This is a genomic window from Pseudomonas sp. DD1, from assembly GCF_044510355.1.
Taxonomy (GTDB): domain Bacteria; phylum Pseudomonadota; class Gammaproteobacteria; order Pseudomonadales; family Pseudomonadaceae; genus Aquipseudomonas; species Aquipseudomonas shahriarae.
The window spans coordinates 377,702-400,964 of record NZ_MSAJ01000022.1 but is presented as its reverse complement, the minus strand read 5'-3'; the positions used below and the strand labels follow the sequence as shown (position 1 = coordinate 400,964).

Here is a 23,263-nt window from a genome sequence, read left to right as displayed (position 1 = left end):
GTTGTTGATTGATGAAAATCGGTGTAATCGGTGGCGGCCAACTGGGTCGCATGCTGGCCTTGGCGGGTACGCCGCTGGGGATGAACTTCGCGTTTCTTGATCCGGCGCCGGACGCCTGTGCGGCGGCCCTGGGTGAACACCTGCGGGCGGACTACAGCGACCCGGATCACTTGCGCCAATTGGCCGATGAAGTCGATCTGGTGACCTTCGAATTCGAAAGCGTGCCAGCCGAAACCGTGGCGTTTCTGTCGCAATTCGTCCCGGTGTACCCGAGCGCTGAAGCGCTGCGCATCGCCCGTGACCGCTGGTTCGAAAAGAGCATGTTCAAGGACCTGGGCATTCCGACTCCGGCCTTCGCCGACATCCAGTCCCAGGCGGACCTGGATGCGGCGGTCGCCAGCATCGGCCTGCCGGCGGTGTTGAAAACCCGCACCCTGGGTTATGACGGCAAGGGCCAGAAAGTCCTGCGTACCGAAGCCGATGTGGTCGGCACGTTCGCCGAACTGGGCAGTGTCGCCTGCCTGCTGGAAGGCTTCGTGCCGTTCACCGGCGAAGTCTCGCTGGTGGCCGTGCGCGCCCGTGATGGCGAAACGCGCTTCTACCCGTTGGTGCACAACACCCACGACAGCGGCATCCTCAAGCTGTCCGTGGCCAGCACCGACCACCCGTTGCAGGCCCTGGCCGAAGACTATTCCAGCCGAGTGCTCAAGCAACTGGATTATGTCGGCGTGATGGCATTCGAGTTCTTTGAAGTCGACGGTGGCCTCAAGGCCAACGAAATTGCCCCGCGCGTGCATAACTCCGGGCACTGGACCACCGAAGGCGCCGAGTGCAGCCAGTTCGAAAACCACCTGCGGGCGGTAGCGGGCTTGCCACTGGGTTCCACGGCCAAGGTGGGCGAGAGCGCGATGCTCAACTTCATTGGCGTGGTGCCGCCGGTAGAGCAGGTCATTGCGATTGATGACTGCCACCTGCATCACTACGGCAAGGCGTTCAAGGCCGGGCGCAAGGTCGGCCACGCCAACCTGCGTTGCAAGGACCGCGCGACACTCGACGCGCAGATCGCCAAGGTCCAGGCGCTGATCGCCGCGCAATAACCCACGGGCTGGCGGGAACCATTGGTGACCGCCATCCTCTGATTGCAGGACGCCAAAGTCTGACTAGGCTTCAGCTAACTTTCATTCAGAGGGAAATGCCATGGGTATCATTGGGACCATCTTTATCGGTTTGATCGTCGGCCTGCTGGCGCGTTTCCTGAAACCAGGCGACGACAGCATGGGCTGGATCATGACCATCCTGCTGGGAATCGCCGGCTCCCTGGCGGCGACCTATGGCGGTCAGGCCCTGGGTATCTACCAGGCAGGTCAGGGTGCAGGTTTCATTGGCGCGCTGGTGGGTGCCATTGTGTTGCTGGTGATCTACGGTCTGCTGAAAAAGAAGTAATTTAGCGACAAGCCCTCTGCGCTGCGCAGGCGCAGAGGGCTAGAATGCCGGCACTGTTCTTATTTGCCGAGCCCCTTCATGCGCCGCCTTCTGTTGACTGTCCTTTTGCTGGGTTCAAGCCTGGCCCACGCCGCTGAGCTTACGGAAACCGACTGGCTGGAACTGATGCCCGAGTCGGACCAGAAGGCTCTCGAACAAATGCCGGATATCGACCACAACTCCCCAGAAGCCCTGGGCACCTTTACCGAAAAGGGTGGCCTGAAACAGAGCAAGGGCTTGCCGGCGGTGATGTATTCGACCAAGACCGTGGCCGCCATGAACGGCAAGCACATCCGTCTTGGCGGTTATCCGGTGCCATTGGAAACCGATGCCAAGGGCCGCAGCACCCTGTTTTTCCTGGTGCCTTACCCGGGCGCCTGTATCCACGTACCGCCGCCGCCACCCAATCAACTGGTGCTGGTGCGCTATCCCAAAGGCTTGAAGCTGGACGATATCTACACGCCGTTGTGGGTCACTGGCACGTTGAAGGTGGAGACGGTCAACAACGACCTGGCGGATGCAGCGTATGCGCTGGATGCGGGGGTGGTGCGGGTGGTGCAGGAGTCGGACCTGTAACCGGCGCCAAAAATCCCCTTGTGGGAGCAAGCCTGCTCCCACATTCGATTGGGTTTACAGGGGCAGGCTGGCGATGCTCACACCCATGGTGTGACTAGCGCCCGGTGCCAATGCCACCACATCGTCCAGCACGTTCGCCGTCTCGATGCACAGCATGCCCTGCCAGCCATCGTCGGCCATATCATCGAAAGCCTTGGCCCGTTCGGTCCATGGGTTCCAGATCACGGTCGATTTGGACCCTTCGCTGGTGAGCTGGATCCGGCGTTGCCAGCCTTGATCGACGATGTTCAATTGGGCTGGAGTATCGAGGTAGATACGATCGGTCTCTGCAGCGAAGTGCAGCGCGCCGGCCTGTTGCTTGGTCACCCAGCCGTCGGCGGTATCGATATAGTCCAATCCGTCCAGGCCTTCGACCTGCACCTTGCGCACGTCGCTGACTGCGAAGTAGCTGTGCAGCGCCTGGCTGATGGTCACGGTGTCGGTGCCACGGTTGTGGCTGGTCAGGCGGATATGCAGTTGCTCGTCGAGCAGGATGCTCATTTTCAGATCGACCTGATGCGGCCAATCCGGGAAGCCGCCAGCAGGTGCCGGCAGTACCAGCTCAACCCGATTGTCTTCGACGCCGGCCAAGGTCCAGATGGCCGTGCGCGCGAAACCATGGGCGCCGGCCGGCTGATCACTCTGGCGCATCGCCTTGACGCTTTGCGGGTTGCGGTCAAATACACCAAACCACGGCCAGCACACCGGCACACCCGTACGGATACCTTTGCCAGCCTTGAATACGGCCTGGTCGTTGGGCCAGATCACCGGCTTGGCGCCCGCGGGCTGGTAGCTGAAGATGTGCGCGCCTTGTTGGGCCACCAGCACTTCGGCGCCGTTGTGGCGGATGCGCCAGCAGTCCAGCTCATCCATTTTCACGGTTTCAAGGTGGGGCGTAGGCATACAAGGCTCTCTTAGTGACAGGCAATGGGGCAATGGACCGCCAAACCGCCGCGAGGTTTAACGCGCCCGCGACGGAACCGAGCGAGTGCGACCGCTGCCATCAATGGCGACGAACACAAACACCGCCTCGGTGACTTTGCGCCATTCGCTGGACAGCGGGTCATCGCTCCACACTTCGACCATCATCTGGATCGAGCTGCGGCCGATTTCCAGGGCCTGGGTGTAGAAGGACAGTTGCGCGCCCACTGCCACCGGAACCAGGAAGGCCATGCGGTCAATGGCGACGGTAGCCACGCGACCACCGGCGACCTTGCTGGCCATTGCCGTGCCAGCCAGGTCCATCTGCGCCACCAGCCAGCCGCCGAAAATATCGCCGAAACCGTTGGTTTCACGGGGGAGTGCGGTGATTTGCAGGGCGAGATCGCCTTGCGGGATAGGATCTTCTTGTTCGAGTTCGATCATGCCGGGGGTGCCTCTGACCCGTGACTCTTGGACTATGTAATCGGTGAATAGCCGTCTTGGAAAAACGATTCAGCCCCGAACATACTACGTTCGTCACGTTTTTCGAAAGGCGCCTGAAGGGAAACTCTGCGAAATCGGCTGGCCGGTGCCAACGACGTTTTCGCGCAACTTCCACGGATATGCCGGTGCAAGGTGGGCAGTATATCGGTCGATAGCCTGCGCGACGACCGTCCGGCCCTGATTTTGTACATCTATCTGCACGGCTTCACAGGCGTCAAGGAAATGGCCAAAACAGTCATGCAACTTGAGGGGTTTGACCATTGTGCCTTTTGAACTCTGCGCTCCAGTATTTGCTGGCGTTTTCGGTCCCCGATAATAATTCGAAGAGGGAATAGGCGGGCCTTGCAAGGTGGTGACTTTGCGAGTCGACGCCAGTCGCTGTGCAGGTGTTTAGACTGTGCTTTTGCGGGCAATTTGTTATCTTGCCGGACCTGCCAGGCCAAACCAGCACTGTTGCGGATTCCTGATCTGACCTAATAAGAGAAGCCTTGCCATGACCACAGTGCCTTCAAGCATTGCGCCGCCCGCACGACCGCTGAACCGCAACGACTACAAAACCCTGTCGCTGTCCGCCCTGGGGGGCGCGCTGGAGTTCTACGACTTCATCATCTTCGTGTTCTTCGCCACTGTGGTCGGGAAACTGTTTTTCCCCGCCGACATGCCCGAATGGCTGCGCCTGATGCAGACCTTCGGCATCTTCGCCGCCGGCTACCTGGCGCGGCCGCTGGGCGGGATCATCATGGCGCACTTCGGCGACCTGCTGGGGCGCAAGAAGATGTTCACCCTGAGCATCTTCATGATGGCGGTGCCGACCCTGATCATGGGCCTGTTGCCGACCTACGCGCAGATCGGCCTGTGGGCCCCGATCCTGTTGTTGCTGATGCGCGTGATCCAGGGCGCGGCGATTGGTGGAGAAGTGCCGGGCGCGTGGGTTTTTGTTTCTGAACATGTACCGCCACGCCATATCGGCTATGCCTGCGGCACCCTGACCAGCGGTCTGACCGCCGGGATCCTCCTGGGTTCGCTGGTGGCCACCGCGATCAACACGATCTACACCCCGGAGCAAGTGTCGGACTACGCCTGGCGGATCCCGTTCCTGTTGGGCGGTGTGTTCGGCCTGTTCTCGGTGTACCTGCGCCGCTGGCTGCACGAAACCCCGATCTTCGCCGAAATGCAGCAGCGCAAGACCCTGGCTGCCGAGCTGCCATTGCGTGCGGTCCTGCGTGACCACCGTGGCGCCATCGTGCTGTCGATGCTGCTGACCTGGCTGCTGTCGGCCGGCATTGTCGTTGTGATCCTGATGACCCCGACCGTGCTGCAGACCATCTACCACTTCAGCCCGACAGTCTCGTTGCAGGCCAACAGCCTGGCGATCGTCACCCTGAGCCTGGGCTGCATCCTCTCCGGCGCACTGGCTGACCGCTTCGGCGCCGGGCGCGTGCTGATCGCCGGCTGCGCGTTGCTGCTCGCGACCTCGTGGACGCTGTATCACAGCCTGCTGGACCACCCAAACTGGCTGTTCCCGCTGTACACCCTTACCGGCCTGTTCGTCGGCGTGGTCGGCGTGGTGCCCTACGTGATGGTCAAGGCCTTCCCACCGGTGGTGCGCTTCAGCGGCCTGTCGTTTTCCTACAACGTTGCCTACGCGGTGTTCGGTGGTCTGACGCCGTTGGTGGTGTCGCTGCTGATGAAAGAAAGCCCGATGGGCCCGGCGTACTACGTCGCCGTGATCTGCACGATGGGGATGCTGGTGGGTGCCTACCTGTGGAAACGCGGGCGTTGATCCTGGCAAGTCCCCTGTAGGAACCGGCTTGCCGGCCATGGCGCTCCTTGAACAGCGCACAATTCAAGGGCCCCATTGCCGGCAGTCGGCTCTTACAACGTTTACAGAGTATTTCTGAATAACCGCAACTCCTCGCTTCGCCCCCGCATTTACTCAGCTTCTATCCCGCATCCGCTTTTCCTGCCAATACTGGCCTTTCATCTAATTGTCATATTCCAGACATAGAGTGTTCACACGGCCTACCGATACTTGGCCCCGATCCAACTATCCCTATCTGCTAGGAGTAAGGCATGAAACTGAAGCGTTTGATGGCGGCAATGACTTTTGTCGCTGCTGGCGTAGCCACTGCCAACGCGGTCGCCGCTGTTGACCCTGCGATCAAGCCCTACACCAAGACCTCTGGTGTATCGGGCAACCTGTCCAGTGTCGGCTCCGATACTCTGGCCAACCTGATGACTCTGTGGGCCGAGAACTACAAAAAAGAATACCCGAACGTCAATATCCAGATTCAAGCCGCCGGTTCTTCCACCGCGCCGCCTGCACTCACCGAAGGCACCGCTAACCTGGGCCCGATGAGCCGCAAGATGAAGGACAACGAACTGCAGGCTTTCGAGCAGAAGTACGGCTACAAGCCGACTGCTATCCCGGTGGCCGTGGACGCCCTGGCTGTGTTCGTACACAAGGACAACCCGATCAAGCACCTGACTATGGCTCAGGTCGACGCCGTGTTCTCGTCGACTCGTCTGTGCGGTGCCAAGGCTGACGTCAAGACCTGGGGCGACCTGGGTGTGACCGGTGACCTGGCCAACAAGCCGGTGCAACTGTTCGGTCGTAACTCGGTATCCGGCACCTACGGCTACTTCAAGGAAGAAGCCCTGTGCAAAGGTGACTACAAGCCTAATGTCAACGAACAGCCAGGTTCGGCTTCGGTCGTGCAGTCCATCAGCTCCTCGCTGAACGGCATCGGTTACTCGGGCATCGGCTACAAGACCGCCAGCGTGAAAACCGTGGCCCTGGCCAAGAAAGAAGGCGGCGAGTTCGTCGAAGACACCGAAGAGAACGCCCTGAACGGCAAATACCCGCTGTCGCGCTTCCTCTACGTGTACATCAACAAAGCCCCGAACAAGCCTCTGGCCCCGCTGGAAGCCGAGTTCGTGAAACTGGTTCTGTCCAAACAGGGCCAGGAAGTTGTAGTGAAAGACGGCTACATCCCACTGCCAGCTAAAGTGGTCGAAAAGACCCTGGCTGAGCTGGGTCTGAAAGAAGGCAAATAAGCCTGCATTACCTGGTGTAGACGCATGCTCTTGTGTGAGAGCGGGCTTGCCCGCCCTCACAACAAGCGTGCCTACACCCCTAATTTTTCGGTCCGCTGCCAGCCCTGCTACGCGGCGGATTTCTTGCGTCACTGCATTGTCATCTTTCTGTCATACAGGATCGCTAGGGTGTGCGCATGAATGATCTGGCCAATTCCACCATGACGACGACTTCTCCTCCCAAGCGCATTGACTTCAATACGCCTGAGCTGCAACGCAAGCGCCGCATCCGCGCGCTCAAGGACCGCCTGACCCGTTGGTACGTGCTGGTCGGCGGTCTCGCCGTCCTCGGCGCTATCACCCTGATTTTCTTCTTCCTGGCCTACGTGGTCGGGCCACTGTTCCAGGGTGCCAGCCTGACCAAGGACGAGGCCCTGACGCCTGCCTGGATGCAGGATGCCGGCAAGCCGTTGCTGATCTCGCTGGAAGAACAGAACCAGGTCGCCATGAGGGTTTCCGACAAGGGCCAGGCATTGTTCTTCACTGTCGACACCGGCGCTGAGCTCAAGCGGGTCGACCTGGCTCTGCCGGCCGGCGCCAGTGTGGTGTCCATCGGTGAAGACCAGCCGGGCAGCCCGCTGGTGATCCTCGGTCTGTCCAACGGCCAGTCCCTGGTGTTCCGCCACACTTATAAAGTGTCCTACCCGGACGGTAAGAAGACCATTTCGCCGGAAATCGAATACCCCTACGGCGAAGCGCCGATGGTGCTTGATGAGGCGGGTCGTCCGCTGGAGCATGTGGCCCTCAACGCCACCGACACCACGCTGGTCATTGCCGGTTCCTCTGGTTCGCACCTGAACGTGCTGTCGGTGAGCCGCGAAGAAAACATGATGACCGGCGAAGTGGTCAGCGAGCAGAAGCGCATCGACTTGCCGCAAATGACTGAGCCTGTGAAAGCGATCTTCGTCGATCCGCGCCAGCAATGGCTGTATGTGATCAACGGTCGCGCCCTGGCCGATGTGTTCAGCCTGCGCGACAACAGCCTCAACGGTCGATACAAGTTGTTGGAAGATGGCAGCGCCGAAATCACCGCCAGCACCCAGCTGGTGGGCGGTATCTCGCTGATCGTCGGCGACTCCAAGGGCGGCCTGGCACAGTGGTTCATGGCCCGCGACCCGGATGGCGAGCAACACCTCAAGCAGATCCGCACGTTCCAGATGGGCAGCACACCCGTGGTGGAAATCACCGCTGAAGAGCGTCGCAAAGGCTTTACCGCCCTGGATGCCTCCGGCAACTTCGGTGTGTTCCACAGCACCGCGCATCGCACCCTGCTGGTGGACCCGGTGGTAGAAGGCCAAGGCATCTTCGGCATGTCGCCACGGGCCAACCGCGTGATCGTCGAAGCCGGTGGCAAGCTGCAGCCGTTGGCCCTCGACAACCCACACCCGGAAGTGTCCTGGAGCGCGTTGTGGAGCAAGGTCTGGTACGAAAACTACGACGAACCTAAATACGTCTGGCAGTCGACCGCCGCCAACAGCGACTTCGAACCCAAGATGAGCCTCGCGCCACTGACCTTCGGTACGCTCAAGGCCGCGTTCTACGCCATGTTGCTGGCTGCACCACTGGCCATTGCCGCAGCGATCTACACCGCCTACTTCATGGCCCCGAGCCTGCGCCGCAAGGTCAAGCCGGTGATCGAACTGATGGAAGCGATGCCGACGGTGATCCTCGGCTTCTTCGCCGGCCTGTTCCTGGCGCCGTATGTCGAAGGGCACCTGCCGGGGATTTTCAGCCTGCTGATGTTGTTGCCGATTGGCATCCTGGTGGCTGGTTTTGCTTTCAGCCGCCTGCCTGAGTCGATCCGCCTGCGGGTTCCCGATGGCTGGGAAAGTGCGATGTTGATCCCGGTGATCCTGTTTGTGGGCTGGCTCTCGCTGTACATGAGCCCGTACCTGGAAACCTGGTTCTTCGGTGGCGACATGCGCATGTGGATCTCCCACGACCTTGGCATCACCTACGACCAGCGCAACGCCCTGGTTGTCGGCCTGGCCATGGGTTTTGCGGTGATCCCGAACATCTACTCCATCGCCGAAGACGCCGTGTTCAGCGTACCGCGCGGCCTGACCCTGGGTTCCCTGGCCCTGGGCGCCACGCCTTGGCAGACCATGACCCGCGTTGTATTGCTGACCGCCAGCCCAGGGATTTTCTCGGCGCTGATGATCGGCATGGGCCGTGCGGTGGGTGAAACCATGATCGTGCTGATGGCCACGGGTAACACCCCGGTCATGGAGATGAACCTGTTCGAAGGCCTGCGAACGCTCGCAGCCAACGTCGCGGTGGAAATGCCCGAGTCGGAAGTGGGCGGCAGTCACTACCGGGTGCTGTTCCTCTCGGCGCTGGTACTGCTGTTGTTTACCTTCGTCATGAACACCCTCGCCGAGCTGATCCGTCAGCGTCTGCGCAAGAAATACTCGTCGCTTTAAGAAAGGTAGAAGTCTGTGAAACAGAACTCCCTGAATGGATGGTTCAAGAGCGGCGCCCCCGGCGTCTGGATCAGCGGTGGCGCGGTGGCCATCGCGGTCATCATGACCATTGGTTTGCTGGCTGTGATTGCCGTGCGCGGCTTGGGTCACTTCTGGCCGGCTGACCTGATCCAGGCCAACTACGGCGTGCCGGGCCAGGCCAACCACATCGTCATCGGCGAAGTGGTACAGAAAGAACAAGTGCCGCGCGAGCGCCTGAAAAGCGCTGGCCTGCCGGTGCCGGACGAAGGTCCGGAGTTCATGACCCGCGAGCTGATCAAGGTCGGCAACCGTGACTTGAACGGCAATGACTTCACCTGGATCGTCGGCGAGTGGCTGACCAACCAGACCACGCCTGCCGAGTTGATGGTCATCGAGCGTCGTGAGTGGGGCAACTTCTACGGCACCCTGATCAACGTCAAGCAGGATGGCAAAGTCATCGCCGAAGGCGAGGCTGCGTGGCCAGAGCTGCAGGCGCGGGTTGAGCGGGTGAACAAGCTGGCTGCCGATCTCAAGACCCTTGAGAAAGTCGACATCGGCGCGATCAACGCCGGTCTCGAGCGCATCCGCCTGCACGGTCGTAAGCTGGAGCTGGACGGCAAGCTCGACGCCGCCGCCCAGGCCGATATGGATGCCGATCGCGCCGAGCTGAATGCCCGTTACCAGGCCGTCGAAGCGCGCCTGACCGACCTGCACGCCCAGTTCAACCGCGACAGCCTCACGGCCCGCGATGCCAACGGCAAAGAGCTGGAAATCAATATTGGCCACGTGGTGCACGCCTACCAGCCGAACGCCATGGGCACCCTGACCAAGATGGGTTTCTATGTCAGTAAGGTCTGGGAATTCCTCAGCGATGACCCACGGGAAGCGAACACCGAAGGCGGGATTTTCCCGGCGATCTTCGGCACCGTGATGATGACCCTGATCATGGCGATGATCGTGACCCCGTTTGGCGTGCTGGCGGCGGTCTACCTGCGTGAATACGCCAAGCAGAACACCTTGACCCGTATTATCCGTATCGCGGTGAACAACCTGGCCGGCGTCCCGGCGATTGTCTACGGCGTGTTCGGCCTGGGCTTCTTCGTCTACGTGCTGGGTGGCTCGGTGGACCGCCTGTTCTTCCCCGAAGCCCTGCCGGCACCGACCTTCGGTACGCCGGGCCTGTTGTGGGCTTCGTTGACCCTGGCGCTGCTGGCGGTGCCGGTGGTGATCGTGGCCACTGAGGAAGGCCTGGCGCGAATCCCACGCACCGTGCGTGAAGGTTCCCTGGCACTGGGTGCAACCAAGGCGGAGACCCTGTGGAAAATCGTCCTGCCCATGGCCAGCCCGGCGATGATGACCGGCATGATCCTCGCCGTGGCCCGCGCCGCGGGTGAAGTCGCACCGCTGATGCTGGTGGGTGTGGTCAAGCTGGCGCCGTCGCTGCCGCTGGACGGCAACTACCCGTACCTGCACCTGGACCAGAAGATCATGCACCTGGGCTTCCATATCTACGACGTCGGCTTCCAGAGCCCCAACGTCGAAGCGGCCCGCCCGCTGGTGTACGCCACCGCGTTCCTGCTGGTGCTGGTGATCGCCACGCTGAACCTGTCGGCGGTATGGATTCGTAACCACCTGCGCGAAAAATACAAGGCGCTGGACAGCTGATTGAATTGAACGCGGACCTAATGTGAGAGCGGGCTTGCTCGCGAATGCGGTGTCTCAGTAATAGATTGGTTGACTGACCTGACGCTTTCGCAAGCAAGCCCGCTCCCACAGGGAACCGAGTTGGAAACAGATTTGAGGTAAACCGCAAGGCCCACTATGAAGCCGCGGTTCAACGAAACGAATTGGTAGCACAGGGAGCATCCCATGCAACATGAAACCCATTCCCACGGCATCAACATGTCAGCCCTGGGTCGCGACAAGCAGAGCCTGAGCCTGGCCGAAGAAACCGTGGCCATCGAAGTTCCGGGCCTGAGCCTGTACTACGGTGAGAAGCAAGCGCTGTTCGACGTCAGCATGAACATCCCCAAGCAGCGTGTGACCGCCTTTATCGGCCCGTCGGGCTGCGGCAAGTCCACGCTGTTGCGCACCTTCAACCGCATGAACGACCTGGTGGACGGTTGCCGTGTGGAAGGCGCGATCAACCTCTACGGCAGCAACATCTACCGCAAGGGCGAAGATGTGGCCGAGCTACGTCGCCGGGTGGGCATGGTGTTCCAGAAGCCCAACCCGTTCCCCAAGACCATCTACGAAAACGTGGTCTATGGCCTGCGCATCCAGGGCATCAACAAAAAGCGCATCCTCGACGAAGCAGTGGAGTGGGCCCTCAAGGGCGCGGCGCTGTGGGATGAGGTCAAGGACCGCCTGCACGAATCGGCCCTCGGCCTGTCCGGCGGCCAGCAGCAGCGTCTGGTGATTGCCCGGACCATCGCCGTGGAGCCGGAAGTACTGCTGCTCGACGAGCCGTGCTCGGCACTCGACCCGATCTCGACGCTGAAAGTCGAAGAGCTGATCTACGAGCTCAAGTCCAAGTTCACCATTGTCATCGTGACCCACAACATGCAACAGGCGGCACGGGTTTCCGACTACACCGCGTTCATGTACATGGGCAAACTGGTGGAATTCGGCGATACCGATACCCTGTTCACCAATCCGGCGAAGAAGCAGACCGAAGACTACATCACCGGTCGTTACGGCTAGGAAGCTGTGGTTCTGATTGCACTGACGCTGCGGTTCTCCGCACCTTACCGGACGCTCCAAGGACGCCAACATGATTAGCAAAGAAGGCCTTACCCACCACATCTCCGCGCAGTTCAACGCCGAGCTTGAGGAAGTGCGCAGCCACCTCCTGGCCATGGGCGGGCTGGTGGAGAAGCAAGTCAACGACGCGGTCACCGCGCTGATCGAGGCCGACTCGGGCCTGGCCCAGCAAGTGCGCGAGATCGACGACCAGATCAACCAGATGGAGCGCAACATCGACGAGGAATGCCTGCGCATCCTCGCCCGTCGCCAGCCGGCGGCGTCCGACCTGCGTTTGATCATCAGCATTTCCAAGTCGGTGATCGACCTCGAGCGTATCGGCGACGAAGCCACCAAAATCGCCCGTCGCGCTATCCAGTTGTGCGAAGAAGGTGAAGCGCCACGCGGTTACGTCGAAGTGCGCCACATCGGTGACCAGGTGCGCAACATGGTGCGCGACGCGCTGGATGCCTTTGCGCGCTTTGACGCCGACCTGGCATTGTCCGTGGCCCAGTACGACAAGATCATCGACCGCGAGTACAAGACCGCCCTGCGTGAGCTGGCGACCTACATGATGGAAGACCCGCGCTCTATCTCGCGGGTATTGAGCATCATCTGGGTGCTGCGTTCCCTGGAGCGGATCGGCGACCACGCGCGCAATATCTCGGAATTGGTGATTTATCTGGTGCGCGGCACCGACGTACGGCACATGGGCCTCAAGCGCATGAAAGCCGAAGTTGAAGGCACAGCCGATCAAATCCCTAATGTTCCGACCGAATCTGACGATAAGTAAGATTGCCCGAGAAATAAACGCCCGACCTCTGGTCGGGCGTTTGCGTTTGTGGCGTATGAGTTTTGCGCTGCGGGCGGCTGTAAAGTCCCGGCGTGACTGACGAGTTTTTGGCAAAATGCCATCAGTTAAGCGTTTTGCTTGCCGGGGTTTTGAGAGGATGAAGGGTCGATGAGTAAAGTCAGTGTATTGGTGGTGGATGACGCCTCGTTTATTCGCGACCTGGTGAAGAAGTGCCTGCGTAACTACTTCCCCGGTATCAAGATTGAAGATGCGGTGAACGGCAAAAAGGCCCAGGCCATCCTGATGCGCGAAACCTTCGACATGGTGCTGTGCGACTGGGAAATGCCGGAAATGTCTGGCCTGGAACTGTTGACCTGGTGCCGTGAGCAGCCTCAGCTCAAGTCCATGCCGTTTGTCATGGTCACCAGCCGCGGCGACAAGGAAAACGTGGTCCAGGCCATCCAGGCCGGCGTCTCCGGCTATGTCAGCAAGCCGTTCACCAACGAGCAATTGCTGAACAAGGTCAAGCAGGCCCTGAACAAGATCGGCCGCCTCGACGCCTTGCTGGCCAGCGCGCCGACCAAGATGAACTCGGCCTTTGGCAACGACTCCCTCAGCGCCCTGACCGGCGGCAAGCCCGAAGCGGTCAAGCCGGCCCCGGTGGCTGCGCCGAGCAAAGGTTTGCTCAACAGCCCGGCAGTGCAGCCCACCGCCCCCCCCTCGGCCGCCAGCGGTCGCGGCCAGGGCCAACTGCGCCTGTCCAGTGGCACCCAGCAATGTGTGATCAAGGGCCTGAGCATCAAGGAGGCGCTGCTGGTGGTACGCCGGGGCGACGTCCTGCCACAAGTGCTGGAAAGCGCGGTGCTCGACCTTGAACAAGGCGAGAACGCCGAAACCGCACGCCTCAACGGCTACCTGCACGCCATCGTCGCCTACGAGCCGCGCCCTGACAGCGACTGGCTGCAACTGACCTTCCGCTTTATCGACCAGGACGCGCAGAAGCTCGACTACATCTCCCGGCTGATTGCCCGAGGCACCGCGCAGAAGCATTTTGTGCCGGGTGCCTGAAGCAAAACCTCGATCGCCTGTAGGCGCTGGCTTGCCAGCGATCTCGGTCTGTCTGTCGCTGCATCAGTGACAGGCAAGCCGACGCCTACAGAGGTCGTTAGTCCACACAACATTGTCATGAACCCTTGCTAGCCTGCCGTTCAGTCATACCCGGCAGGTTTATCCGATGCTTGTGCGTTTAATGTTGTTTTGTGGCCTGTGCGCGGTCGCTTCATCGACCCTGGCCATGACCCTCTATCGTTCCACCGATGCCCGTGGCGTGGTGTTTTTCAGCGACCAGAAGACTCCTGGCGCCCAGGCGTTTGTCTTCCAGGAGCGCCGTGTGGCGTCGGTAAGGCGCCAGGCGCTTGATCCCCAGCCGCCACGTCACCTGCGGCCCGCCCAGTTCCAGCGTTACGCCTTGCCCTGGCGTGGCGGTCCGTTCCGCCTGACCCAGGGCCCTGGGGGCACGTTCAGTCACTCTGACGTCAAGAGTCGCTACGCCATGGATATCGCCATGCCTGAGGGCACGCCGATCATCGCTGCGCGGGGCGGCTTGGTGGTGAAGACCGAGAACAACCAATCCGGGCGCGGCAGTGACCCTTCGGGCAACTTCGTGCGGGTGTTGCACGATGACGGCACCCAGGGCGTGTATCTGCACCTCAAGCAAGGGTCGGTCAGCGTCAGGGACGGGCAGCGCGTGGGGGTGGGCAGCCTGCTGGGGCTATCGGGCAATACCGGCAACAGCAGCGGGCCACACCTGCATTTTGTGGTGCAGCGCGATACGGGGGCAGGGTGGGTGTCGATTCCGTATGAGTTCACGCAGCCGGTACAGGCCTTGCCCAACTTTGCGTCGGGGTTGTAGGAGCCGGCAAGCCGGCTCCTACAGGGGCTCAGTCGAGCATCAGGACCTTGGCCAGCACGATTTTCGGGCCTTTCATCTTCTTGATGATGATCCGCAGGCCTTCCACTTCCAGCACTTCTTCCTCTTCCGGCACCCGGTTGAGGGTGTCGTAGATCAGGCCGGCGAGGGTTTCGGCTTCGATGTGGTCCAGGTCGATGCCCAGCAGGCGCTCGATCTTGAACAGCGGCGTGTCACCACGCACCAGCAGCTTGCCCGGCTGGTAGGCGAGAATGCCGCGCTCGGCCTTGCGGTGTTCGTCCTGGATATCGCCCACCAGCACTTCCAGCACGTCTTCCATGGTCAGGTAGCCGATGATGTTGCCGTCGGCTTCTTCTACCAGGGCAAAGTGCGCGCCGCCCTTGCGGAACTGCTCGAGCAGTTGCGACAGCGGCATGTGCCGGGATACGCGCTCCAGTGGGCGGGTCAGTTCGGCCAGGTTGAACGACTCGGGAATATGATCCAGGGCCGCCAGTTCCAGCAGCAGGTCCTTGATGTGCAGCAGGCCGACAAACTCACCCCGCACCGGGTCGTACACCGGGTAGCGGCTGAATTTGTGGCGGCGGAACAGTGCAAGGATTTCCTTGAGCGGCGCGTTGAAGTCCAGGGTCACCAGGTCTTCCCGCGAGTTGGCCCAGTCCACCACTTCCAGCTCGCCCATTTCCACGGCCGAGGCCAGCACGCGCATGCCTTGGTCGCTCGGGTCCTGGCCACGGCTGGAGTGCAGGATCAGCTTGAGCTCTTCACGGCTGTAGTGGTGCTCGTGGTGCGGGCCGGGCTCGCCCTGGCCGGCGATGCGCAGGATCGCGTTGGCGCTGGCGTTGAGCAGGTAGATCGCCGGGTACATGGCCCAGTAGAACAGGTACAGCGGCACCGCCGTCCACAACGACAGCAACTCGGGTTTGCGAATGGCCCAGGACTTGGGCGCCAGCTCACCGACCACGATGTGCAAGTAGGAAATCACGAAGAAGGCAGCGAAGAACGACACACCCTTGATCACTTCGGCCGATTCGACGCCCATGGCGCCCAGCATCGGCTCCAGAATGTGCGCGAAGGCCGGCTCACCGACCCAGCCCAGGCCCAGGGAGGCAAGGGTGATACCCAGCTGGCAGGCCGACAGGTAGGCGTCAAGCTGACTGTGTACGGTGCGCAGGATCTGCCCGCGCCAGCCATTGGTGTGGGCGATCGCCTCGACACGGGTGGCGCGCAGTTTGACCATGGCAAATTCCGCCGCAACGAAGAAACCGTTGAGCAGTACCAGGATCAGTGCAAAAAGAATCATGCCGAAATCGGCGAAGAGTGTCGCGAGGGTGATACCAGGGGAAGGGTCCATGATGGGGTTTTGCGGGTTCCGTGTATTCAAAAAGGGGTGATGGCTGTGCCTCAAGGGCGGGCACAAGTCAGGCAATGTAGCGGCTGAAGGGGCGCTTGCCTAGTGGCGGCTGCCGGGTGGAACCGTGAATGCCTGCTGCAGCGGGCTTATGCGGGAGCTGGCTTGCCTGCGATGCAGGCGCCTGGCGCTTACAGAAGCACCGAGGTGATGCTATCGCAGGCAAGCCCGGTCCCACAGGCGGTGGGGAGTATTTTCAGATTAATCCTTCACCGCGATTGTTTGCGCATGGGTGACCTGAGTCGGCGCGAAGTGGCAGGTAAAGGTGCTGCCGTGGCCCAGCACACTGCTGATTTCCAGGCGGGCCCGATGACGCAGCAACACATGCTTGACGATCGCCAGGCCCAGCCCGGTGCCGCCGGTGTTGGAGTTACGGCTGGAGTCGACGCGGTAGAAACGCTCGGTCAGGCGTGGCAAGTGCTTGCTGTCGATACCAATCCCCGAATCCTGCACGCTCAGGTGCGCCCCTTGGTGATCGGCCCACCAGCGGATGCGGATCGTGCCTTTGTCCTGGGTGTACTTCACGGCGTTGAACACCAGGTTGGAAAAGGCGCTGCGCAACTCGCCCTCGCTGCCCTTGAGCAGCACCGACGGGTCGGCTTCCAGGGTAATGATCTGGCCGCGCTCGCCGGACAGGGCCTGGGCATCGTTCTTGATGGTCTGCAGCAGGCCCTGTACGGCCACGGGGTGGTTGTCCGAGGGGTAGTCGGTGGCTTCCAGCTTGGCCAGCAGCAGCAGGTCGTTGAGCAGGGTCTGCATGCGTGAGCCTTGTTGCTGCATTTGCTGCAAGGCACGGCTCCAGCGCGGGTTGACCTCTTCGACGTTGTCCAGCAGCGTCTCCAGGTAGCCACAGATCACGGTCAGGGGCGTACGCAATTCGTGGGAGACGTTGGCGACGAAATCCTTGCGCATCTGTTCCAACTGATGAATGCGGGTGACGTCGCGCACCAGCATCAAATGCTCGTTGTTGCCGTAGCGCGTGAGGTACAGCTGGATGCGCACCCGGTCATTGGTGGGCGAGGGGATTTCCAGGGCTTCCTCATAGTTTTCCTGCTCGAAGTATTCCTTGAAGCGCGGATGGCGTACCAGGTTGGTCACCGGCTGGCCGCTGTCCTGGGGCGTCTTCAGGCCCAGCAGGGTCTCGGCGGCGCGGTTCCACCATTCCAGGTTGCCGTCGCTGTCGAGCATGATCACCGCGTCCTTGAGCGCGGCAGTCGACTCCTGGACCCGGTCGATCACCGCCTGCAGGCGGCCACGTACTCGCTGATCGCGGCGTTGCAGGTGGTAGATGCTGTCAAACACTTCGCCCCACAGGCCGTAGCCGTCGGGTGGTGCCTCGTCGGGTTTGTGCTGGCGCAGCCATTCGTGCAGGCGCAGCAATTGCTTGAGGGTCCAGCCCAGGTAAAGGCCCAGGCCAATGGCCAGGCTCCAGCCGTAGTAGCCGCTGATCAGGCCCACCAACAGGCAGCCGGTGACCAGCAAGAGCATGTGGCGGATCAGGGTGCCATGCCAGTTTTGATTCACTTGAACATGCGTCCTTGTCGGCTGTTAAGTCTGGGTGGGGTTGGCTCAGCCCTTGGTGGAAAACCGATAACCGGTACCGCGCACGGTTTGTACCAGATTCTCGTAGGCATCGCCCAAGGCTTTGCGCAGGCGGCGGATATGCACGTCCACGGTGCGTTCCTCGACATACACATTGCCGCCCCACACCTGATCGAGCAATTGCCCGCGGGTGTAGGCGCGCTCCTGGTGGGTCATGAAGAACTGCAACAGGCGGTATTCGGTGGGGCCCATCTCGGCAGGTTTGCCGTCGATGGTCACGCGGTGGCTGATCGGGTCCAGCAGCAGGCCACCGACTTCAATCGGTGCCTCGCCATCGGTCGGCCCGGCACGGCGCAGCACGGCCTTCAGGCGGGCAACCAGTTCCCGTGGGGAAAATGGCTTGGTGATGTAGTCGTCGGCGCCGACTTCCAGGCCCTGGATCTTGTTGTCCTCTTCGCCCTTGGCGGTGAGCATGATGATCGGGATATCCCCGGTCAGCTCATCGCGCTTGAGGCGTCGGGCCAATTCGATGCCGGAGGTGCCGGGCAGCATCCAGTCCAGCAGGATCAGGTCCGGCTTGCGGTCGACGATAATGGCGTGGGCCTGCTGGGAGTTCTCTGCCTCCAGGCAGTCATAGCCGGCCATTTCCAACGCAACGGCGATCATTTCGCGAATGGGCGCTTCGTCGTCAACGATCAGAATGCTCCTGCCAACCATGCTAAGTCCTCTTGTCATTTAACTGTCTTGCGCCGCATTAGATAACGGAATTATTGCAGTCGTGTGACAGTATTTTACTGGCCTGCGCAATAGGCGTGGTCCTGAACTACGCTTTGAGTCCGAATCCTGACAACCGCAAAAGGAAGGTTCCGATGAATCAACGTACTTTTTCCTGGAAAGCCCTGCTGGTCACAGCGGCGTTGACCCTGCCAACACTGGCTTTCGCGGCAGAGCCCGCCATGACTAAAGACGGGATGTTGGTGGATCACAAGGAGATGACCCTCTACACCTTCGCCAAGGATGCTGACGGCAAGTCCATGTGCAATGACAAGTGCGCGACCAACTGGCCGCCGTTGAAGGCCGAGTCCACCGATAAACCGATGGGCAAGTGGACCGTGATCACCCGTGACGACAACACCAGCCAGTGGGCCTATGGCGGCAAGCCGCTGTACACCTTCATCATGGACAAAAAAGCTGGCGACGCGACCGGCGACGGCAAAATGGACGGCGCCTGGAAGATCGCCAAACCCTAAGCCATTACTGTGGCATGCGGGCTCCTCGTGATGAGGGGGCGGCCCGCTCGCCACGTTTATCGCAGGGCGTAGTCAGCGACAATCCCGAGGAAGATCGCCAGCCCTGCCCAATGGTTGTGCAAAAACGCCTTGAAGCACTTCATCCGGTCCCGATCCCGGGTGTACCAGAACTCCCAGGCAAAACACCCTGCTGCCGCCAGCAACCCCAGGTGGAACCAACCGCCCAGCTCGAAGCGTGAGCCCGCCAGCAGCAGGCAGAGCAGCGCCAAACCCTGCAGGGTGAGGATGATCATCCGGTCGGCATCGCCAAACAGGATCGCGGTGGATTTGACGCCGATTTTCAAATCGTCGTCGCGGTCAGTCATCGCGTAATAGGTGTCGTAGGCCACCGTCCACAGCAGGTTGGCGATATACAGCAACCACGCAATGGCCGGCAGGCTGCCGGTCTCTGCGGTAAACGCCATGGGCATGCCCCAGGAAAACGCCGCGCCCAGCACCACTTGCGGGTAATAGGTGTAGCGCTTCATGAACGGGTAGCTGACCGCCAGCGCCAGGCCGCCCAGGGACAGCCAGATGGTCGCGGCGTTGGTCAGCAGCACCAGCACAAAGCTGATGCTCATCAATACGGCAAAAAACACTAGGGCTTCTTTCGAGCTGATCTTGCCACTCGCCAACGGGCGTTGCGCGGTGCGCTTCACGTGGCCGTCGACCTTGCGGTCAGCCCAGTCATTGATCACGCAACCCCCGGCTCGGGTCAGCGCGACGCCGAGCACGAAGATCACGATATTGCTCAACGAAGGCGAGCCCTCGCCGGCAATCCACAACGCCCAGAGGGTGGGCCACAGCAGCAGATAGATGCCGATGGGCTTGTCCATCCGCGTCAGTTGCACGAAGTCCCAGGCCCGTGGGTTCAGGCGGTTCAGGGATTGGAGCAGGCGCTGGTACATCAGCCATTCTCCGCAGATTGCTGCACCGCTTGCCACAGGCTCGGCAGGAACACTTCCGCCACCAACACGCTCAACGCCCCGCGATCAAAACGCGAGCGCCGCGCCCATAAGCCACTGGCCTGATCTGCCTTCGGCAGCCAGGCCCGTGGGTAATGGCAGACTTCGATGGCCTGGCGGCTGAAGGCCCGGTCACAGAACAGCAGCTCACCCAGGGAGCGGCTGCCCAACTCATCCATATGCAAGCCATCGCCCTGCAAGGCACTGCGCGCTGCAACGCTGCGGGCGAAGACCCAGGCCTGGCCGTGACCGCGTAAATACACCTCGCGCACCCAGCCAATACTGGCGACGGGTAGGTCGAGGGCGGCGCATTCGTCGTCTCGCAGGGGCTGCCAGCCTTCGTACAATGGCGTGACACTGAAGCCGTCGTTGGACAGGTGCGTCAGGCGGCGGGTCAGCGAGCCCTCATCGAACAGCCAGTCGAGGGCAGGAGGCGTGGGCAGGGGGTGCAGAAGGCTCTGGTTCAGCCATTGGCAAGCATCGGGAACGGCAATCGAATGCGGCACGGGGAGTCATTATTGGCAGTTAATGAGGCGCCGAGCTTACCATGCTCACCCGGATTTTTGCCGGGTTGCGCCAGGACATTGGGTCGAACGTGCTTGCATCTGGGCGCCCCGATCAGTACAAAACGCCCTGAGCCGCACAGCAATGCTGGATCTATCGACTGTCGGCCAGTACGCCTGGACCCTGAGGAAGTAAGTAATGAAGAAGTGGCAATGTGTAGTCTGTGGCCTGATCTACAACGAAGCGGACGGATGGCCGGATGACGGGATCGCCCCCGGTACCCTGTGGCAGGACGTCCCGGAAGACTGGCTGTGCCCGGACTGCGGCGTCGGCAAAATGGATTTCGAAATGATCGAAATCGGTTGATTCGCTGAATTTAAGAAACGTACTACAAGGAGAATGGAATGAGCGCACCTGTCGTGATCATCGGTACGGGCTTGGCCGGTTACAACCTGGCTCGGGAGTTTCGTAAACTCGACAGCGAAACTCCGTTGTTGCTGATCACCGCGGATGACGGGCGTTCCTACTCCAAACCCATGCTCTCCACCGGCTTTGGCAAAAACAAGGACGCCGATGGCCTGAGCATGGCGACCCCTGGCGCGATGGCCGAGCAACTCAAGGCCGAAGTGCGCACCCATACCCGCATCAGCGGCATCGACCCTGGCCACAAGCGCCTGTGGATCGGCGAGGAGGCGGTGGTCTACCGCGACCTGATCCTTGCCTGGGGCGCCCAGACGGTACAGGTACCGGTCGAGGGCGATGCCGCTGATCTGATTTTCCCGATCAACGACCTGGAAGACTACGCGCGCTTTCGCCACGCCGCTGCCGGCAAGCGCCGTGTGCTGCTGTTGGGCGCGGGCCTGATCGGCTGTGAGTTTGCCAACGACTTGATCCTGGGCGGCTACACCATCGATCTGGTGGCACCGTGCGAGCAAGTCATGCCGACCCTGCTGCACCCGGCCGCGGCCGCAGCAGTACAGGCCGGGCTGGAAGGCCTGGGCGCACGCTTCCACCTGGGGCCGGTGCTCAACCGCCTGCAACGCACGGTGGACGGCCTGGAAGCCCATCTGTCCGATGGCACGGTGATCGAATGCGACCTGGTGGTCTCCGCCATTGGCTTGCGCCCACGGGTGGACCTGGCGGCTGCGGCCGGCCTGCAAATCAACCGTGGAATCATGGTTGACCGCCACCTCAAGACCTCCCACGCCAATATCTACGCCCTGGGCGACTGCGCCGAGGTCGATGGCCTGAACCTGCTGTACGTCATGCCCCTGATGAGCTGCGCCCGCGCCCTGGCCCAGACCCTGGCGGGCAACGCCACGGCGGTCAACTACGGGCCGATGCCCGTCACGGTGAAAACCCCGGCGTGCCCACTGGTAGTCTCGCCGCCACCACGGGGCCTTGAAGGCGTGTGGAGCGTCGAGGGGCAGGGCGGTGACATCAAGGCCTTGTGCCGCGATGCCAGCGGGCGCCTGCTGGGTTACGCGCTGACGGGCACTGCGGTCATGGAAAAACTGGCCCTAAATAAGGAACTTCCGCCTCTGCTGGCGTAAATGCTGGTCGTTCTGTCGGAATAAGCACCTTTTTCCCCCTAGAAAGGTCGCCGCGAGACTGGCGCAGGCACCAATGGCATGCCATTCTCACTCCCGTCTGCCGCAGAGTAGAGCCTGCGGCGCCTTGGCGCTGCTCCAGCAGAGAGCAGCACGGACATAACAACAAAAAACCGTCAAAGAGGCTTCACCTATGCGTAAACCAGAACTCGCAGCCGCCATTGCAGAAAAAGCAGACCTGACCAAAGAACAGGCCAACCGCGTCCTCAACGCCGTTCTTGAAGAAATCACTGGCGCCTTGCACCGCAAGGACAGCGTCACCCTGGTTGGTTTCGGCACCTTCCTGCAGCGCCACCGCGGCGCCCGCACCGGCAAAAACCCGCAAACCGGTGAGCCGGTGAAAATCAAGGCGAGCAACACCGTAGCGTTCAAACCGGGCAAGTCGCTTAAAGACAGCGTCAACCCGTAAGCACGGCACCGTCTCGAAGGGAGGCGGGGAGGTATGAAAAATGGGCACGCCGACTGGGTTGGGTGCCCATTTTTGTTGACTGCCTCATCAGTGACTGTTGAGGCGCGTCAGCATGCGGTGTGCGGCCCTGTTTTACGCGGGCGAGTGCAACGCTACTATCCGTTTGTGAACTTAGTCATGAACTCTTCAAATGATTCGCAAACGAACGCCAGTTCTTCCTCAATTGCTTTTATGTTCATCACTTCCACCCGCCTAGGTTGATTTCTATGGGTAAAGAGGACGGATCTATTTGAACCATGAGGTAAGCGAGTAATGGTGTTTCTTCCTGGCTTGAGAAATAAAAAATCCACGTTGCCGGCAGGGAGGAGTGGCGCAGTTAGTTTAGCTTTCTGGGTATATTGGAATTTTGCTATTGTCCGGAAGTATTTCAAGAATCGTTAGGTCATTGTTCGTGTTCTTTATTTCATAATGTCTTGTTGTGAATGTCTCTCGCCATATGTTTTCAGTGATTGAGGATATTGTGTCGGTGTCGTATTTATAAAGTGTTTCGACGTACTCGCCTGTATTGATTAAGCTGTAACGTGTTTTTGGATGGCGGCTTGTAAACGTGGTAATGGACGCTGAGTCAAGATTGGCATCTGGACTATCTTCAAAGTTGCTGCCGAATGCCAGTTCTATAATGCGGTCTGGTTCGTTAATAAAGAACCTCCGATATACAATCCACTGGTTTTTGAGTTTTACATATTTTGCGTATTGTATTTCGGCTATAATTTTTTCATTTTCGTCCAAAAAGTAGCAATGCCTATCTTTAGCTGGCTCTGAATTTTTTCTAAGTAAGCGCCCAGGTTTGCACCCTTGTAATTCGCAGGTGTACGGTGCCGGATTGTATGAAGGCATGACTCCTATACCCCATTTTTTGGTTTTGTGTGTGTGTTCTGCCAATGATATTAATTTTGAGTATTTGTCTTTGTATTCATTTAACAATGTGAGCAAAAGATTTTTCATAGTG

At 60.4% G+C, this 23,263-nt stretch carries 23 protein-coding genes; 15 read left to right on the top strand and 8 right to left on the bottom strand.

Annotation, left to right across the window (positions count from 1 at the left end; translation table 11 throughout):
• Positions 1 to 11: 11 nt before the first annotated feature.
• The 3 genes from PSFL_RS15155 (at position 12) to PSFL_RS15145 (ending at position 2,058) form a co-directional block, all read left to right on the top strand.
• Positions 12 to 1,097: a 5-(carboxyamino)imidazole ribonucleotide synthase gene (locus PSFL_RS15155; RefSeq protein WP_057444228.1), complete on the top strand. Its 1,086-nt coding sequence runs from the start codon at positions 12 to 14 to the stop codon at positions 1,095 to 1,097.
• 100 nt (positions 1,098 to 1,197) lie between these two features.
• Positions 1,198 to 1,443 (top strand): GlsB/YeaQ/YmgE family stress response membrane protein, encoded by a 246-nt coding sequence (locus PSFL_RS15150; RefSeq protein WP_029289950.1) that lies wholly within the window; start codon positions 1,198 to 1,200, stop codon positions 1,441 to 1,443.
• 78 nt (positions 1,444 to 1,521) lie between these two features.
• Positions 1,522 to 2,058: a DUF3299 domain-containing protein gene (locus PSFL_RS15145; protein ID WP_057440544.1), complete on the top strand. Its 537-nt coding sequence runs from the start codon at positions 1,522 to 1,524 to the stop codon at positions 2,056 to 2,058.
• Positions 2,059 to 2,112: 54 nt separating this feature from the next.
• On the opposite strand, the gene PSFL_RS15140 is transcribed toward PSFL_RS15145, so the two are convergent.
• A complete protein-coding gene (locus PSFL_RS15140; protein ID WP_115129298.1) occupies positions 2,113 to 3,000 on the bottom strand; it encodes a D-hexose-6-phosphate mutarotase in 888 nt (295 codons plus the stop codon).
• Between the two features lie 57 nt (positions 3,001 to 3,057).
• Positions 3,058 to 3,462: an acyl-CoA thioesterase gene (locus PSFL_RS15135; protein ID WP_003176975.1), complete on the bottom strand. Its 405-nt coding sequence runs from the start codon at positions 3,460 to 3,462 to the stop codon at positions 3,058 to 3,060.
• A 562-nt stretch (positions 3,463 to 4,024) separates the two neighbouring features.
• On the opposite strand from PSFL_RS15135, the gene PSFL_RS15130 reads away from it, so the two are divergent.
• The 8 genes from PSFL_RS15130 (at position 4,025) to PSFL_RS15095 (ending at position 14,509) form a co-directional block, all read left to right on the top strand.
• Positions 4,025 to 5,305: an MFS transporter gene (locus PSFL_RS15130; RefSeq protein ID WP_169955454.1), complete on the top strand. Its 1,281-nt coding sequence runs from the start codon at positions 4,025 to 4,027 to the stop codon at positions 5,303 to 5,305.
• Between the two features lie 290 nt (positions 5,306 to 5,595).
• Positions 5,596 to 6,579, top strand: a complete 984-nt coding sequence (locus PSFL_RS15125; RefSeq protein WP_057440542.1) for a phosphate ABC transporter substrate-binding protein PstS — start codon at positions 5,596 to 5,598, stop codon at positions 6,577 to 6,579.
• 428 nt (positions 6,580 to 7,007) lie between these two features.
• Positions 7,008 to 9,041 carry an ABC transporter permease subunit gene (locus PSFL_RS15120; RefSeq protein WP_169960158.1) on the top strand — a complete coding sequence of 678 codons (2,034 nt, stop codon included), beginning with the start codon at positions 7,008 to 7,010 and terminating at the stop codon, positions 9,039 to 9,041.
• A gap of 15 nt (positions 9,042 to 9,056) precedes the next feature.
• Positions 9,057 to 10,727 (top strand): phosphate ABC transporter permease PstA, encoded by a 1,671-nt coding sequence (pstA, locus tag PSFL_RS15115; protein ID WP_057440540.1) that lies wholly within the window; start codon positions 9,057 to 9,059, stop codon positions 10,725 to 10,727.
• 204 nt (positions 10,728 to 10,931) lie between these two features.
• Positions 10,932 to 11,765, top strand: coding sequence for a phosphate ABC transporter ATP-binding protein PstB (gene pstB, locus PSFL_RS15110; RefSeq protein WP_029289934.1), 834 nt, complete (start codon positions 10,932 to 10,934; stop codon positions 11,763 to 11,765).
• A gap of 70 nt (positions 11,766 to 11,835) precedes the next feature.
• Positions 11,836 to 12,597, top strand: a complete 762-nt coding sequence (gene phoU, locus PSFL_RS15105; RefSeq protein WP_057440539.1) for a phosphate signaling complex protein PhoU — start codon at positions 11,836 to 11,838, stop codon at positions 12,595 to 12,597.
• 168 nt (positions 12,598 to 12,765) lie between these two features.
• Positions 12,766 to 13,665 (top strand): response regulator, encoded by a 900-nt coding sequence (locus tag PSFL_RS15100; protein WP_273872455.1) that lies wholly within the window; start codon positions 12,766 to 12,768, stop codon positions 13,663 to 13,665.
• Positions 13,666 to 13,831: 166 nt separating this feature from the next.
• The gene (locus PSFL_RS15095) at positions 13,832 to 14,509 is read left to right on the top strand and encodes a M23 family metallopeptidase (protein WP_057440538.1); all 678 of its coding nucleotides are present in this window, start codon (positions 13,832 to 13,834) and stop codon (positions 14,507 to 14,509) included.
• 28 nt (positions 14,510 to 14,537) lie between these two features.
• Here PSFL_RS15095 and PSFL_RS15090 read toward each other — a convergent pair whose 3' ends face one another.
• The 3 genes from PSFL_RS15090 to phoB all read right to left on the bottom strand — a co-directional run bounded on the left by PSFL_RS15090 (position 14,538) and on the right by phoB (position 18,194).
• The gene (locus tag PSFL_RS15090) at positions 14,538 to 15,878 is read right to left on the bottom strand and encodes a hemolysin family protein (protein WP_057440537.1); all 1,341 of its coding nucleotides are present in this window, start codon (positions 15,876 to 15,878) and stop codon (positions 14,538 to 14,540) included.
• 258 nt (positions 15,879 to 16,136) lie between these two features.
• Positions 16,137 to 17,423 carry a phosphate regulon sensor histidine kinase PhoR gene (gene phoR / locus PSFL_RS15085; protein ID WP_178112044.1) on the bottom strand — a complete coding sequence of 429 codons (1,287 nt, stop codon included), beginning with the start codon at positions 17,421 to 17,423 and terminating at the stop codon, positions 16,137 to 16,139.
• Between the two features lie 81 nt (positions 17,424 to 17,504).
• Positions 17,505 to 18,194 carry a phosphate regulon transcriptional regulator PhoB gene (gene phoB, locus PSFL_RS15080; RefSeq protein ID WP_003176964.1) on the bottom strand — a complete coding sequence of 230 codons (690 nt, stop codon included), beginning with the start codon at positions 18,192 to 18,194 and terminating at the stop codon, positions 17,505 to 17,507.
• A 152-nt stretch (positions 18,195 to 18,346) separates the two neighbouring features.
• Here phoB and PSFL_RS15075 point away from each other — a divergent pair, with 152 nt between their 5' ends.
• Positions 18,347 to 18,727, top strand: coding sequence for a hypothetical protein (locus tag PSFL_RS15075; RefSeq protein WP_057444223.1), 381 nt, complete (start codon positions 18,347 to 18,349; stop codon positions 18,725 to 18,727).
• Between the two features lie 56 nt (positions 18,728 to 18,783).
• On the opposite strand, the gene ubiA is transcribed toward PSFL_RS15075, so the two are convergent.
• Both ubiA and PSFL_RS15065 read right to left on the bottom strand, forming a co-directional pair.
• Complete coding sequence (ubiA, locus tag PSFL_RS15070; RefSeq protein ID WP_057440536.1) at positions 18,784 to 19,674, bottom strand: 4-hydroxybenzoate octaprenyltransferase; 891 nt, start codon at positions 19,672 to 19,674, stop codon at positions 18,784 to 18,786.
• A complete protein-coding gene (locus PSFL_RS15065) occupies positions 19,674 to 20,237 on the bottom strand; it encodes a chorismate lyase (protein WP_115129297.1) in 564 nt (187 codons plus the stop codon). Before PSFL_RS15065 ends, ubiA begins: the two co-directional genes overlap by 1 nt.
• A gap of 196 nt (positions 20,238 to 20,433) precedes the next feature.
• Between PSFL_RS15065 and PSFL_RS15060 the strand changes: the two genes are divergently transcribed.
• From PSFL_RS15060 to PSFL_RS15050, 3 genes are all read left to right on the top strand, one after another.
• Positions 20,434 to 20,601 carry a rubredoxin gene (locus PSFL_RS15060; protein WP_032856748.1) on the top strand — a complete coding sequence of 56 codons (168 nt, stop codon included), beginning with the start codon at positions 20,434 to 20,436 and terminating at the stop codon, positions 20,599 to 20,601.
• A gap of 38 nt (positions 20,602 to 20,639) precedes the next feature.
• Positions 20,640 to 21,788 carry an NAD(P)/FAD-dependent oxidoreductase gene (locus PSFL_RS15055; protein WP_057961176.1) on the top strand — a complete coding sequence of 383 codons (1,149 nt, stop codon included), beginning with the start codon at positions 20,640 to 20,642 and terminating at the stop codon, positions 21,786 to 21,788.
• Between the two features lie 190 nt (positions 21,789 to 21,978).
• A complete protein-coding gene (locus PSFL_RS15050; protein WP_003213368.1) occupies positions 21,979 to 22,254 on the top strand; it encodes an HU family DNA-binding protein in 276 nt (91 codons plus the stop codon).
• A gap of 381 nt (positions 22,255 to 22,635) precedes the next feature.
• On the opposite strand, the gene PSFL_RS15045 is transcribed toward PSFL_RS15050, so the two are convergent.
• The gene (locus PSFL_RS15045; RefSeq protein WP_147283363.1) at positions 22,636 to 23,259 is read right to left on the bottom strand and encodes a hypothetical protein; all 624 of its coding nucleotides are present in this window, start codon (positions 23,257 to 23,259) and stop codon (positions 22,636 to 22,638) included.
• Between the last annotated feature and the right edge of the window lie 4 nt (positions 23,260 to 23,263).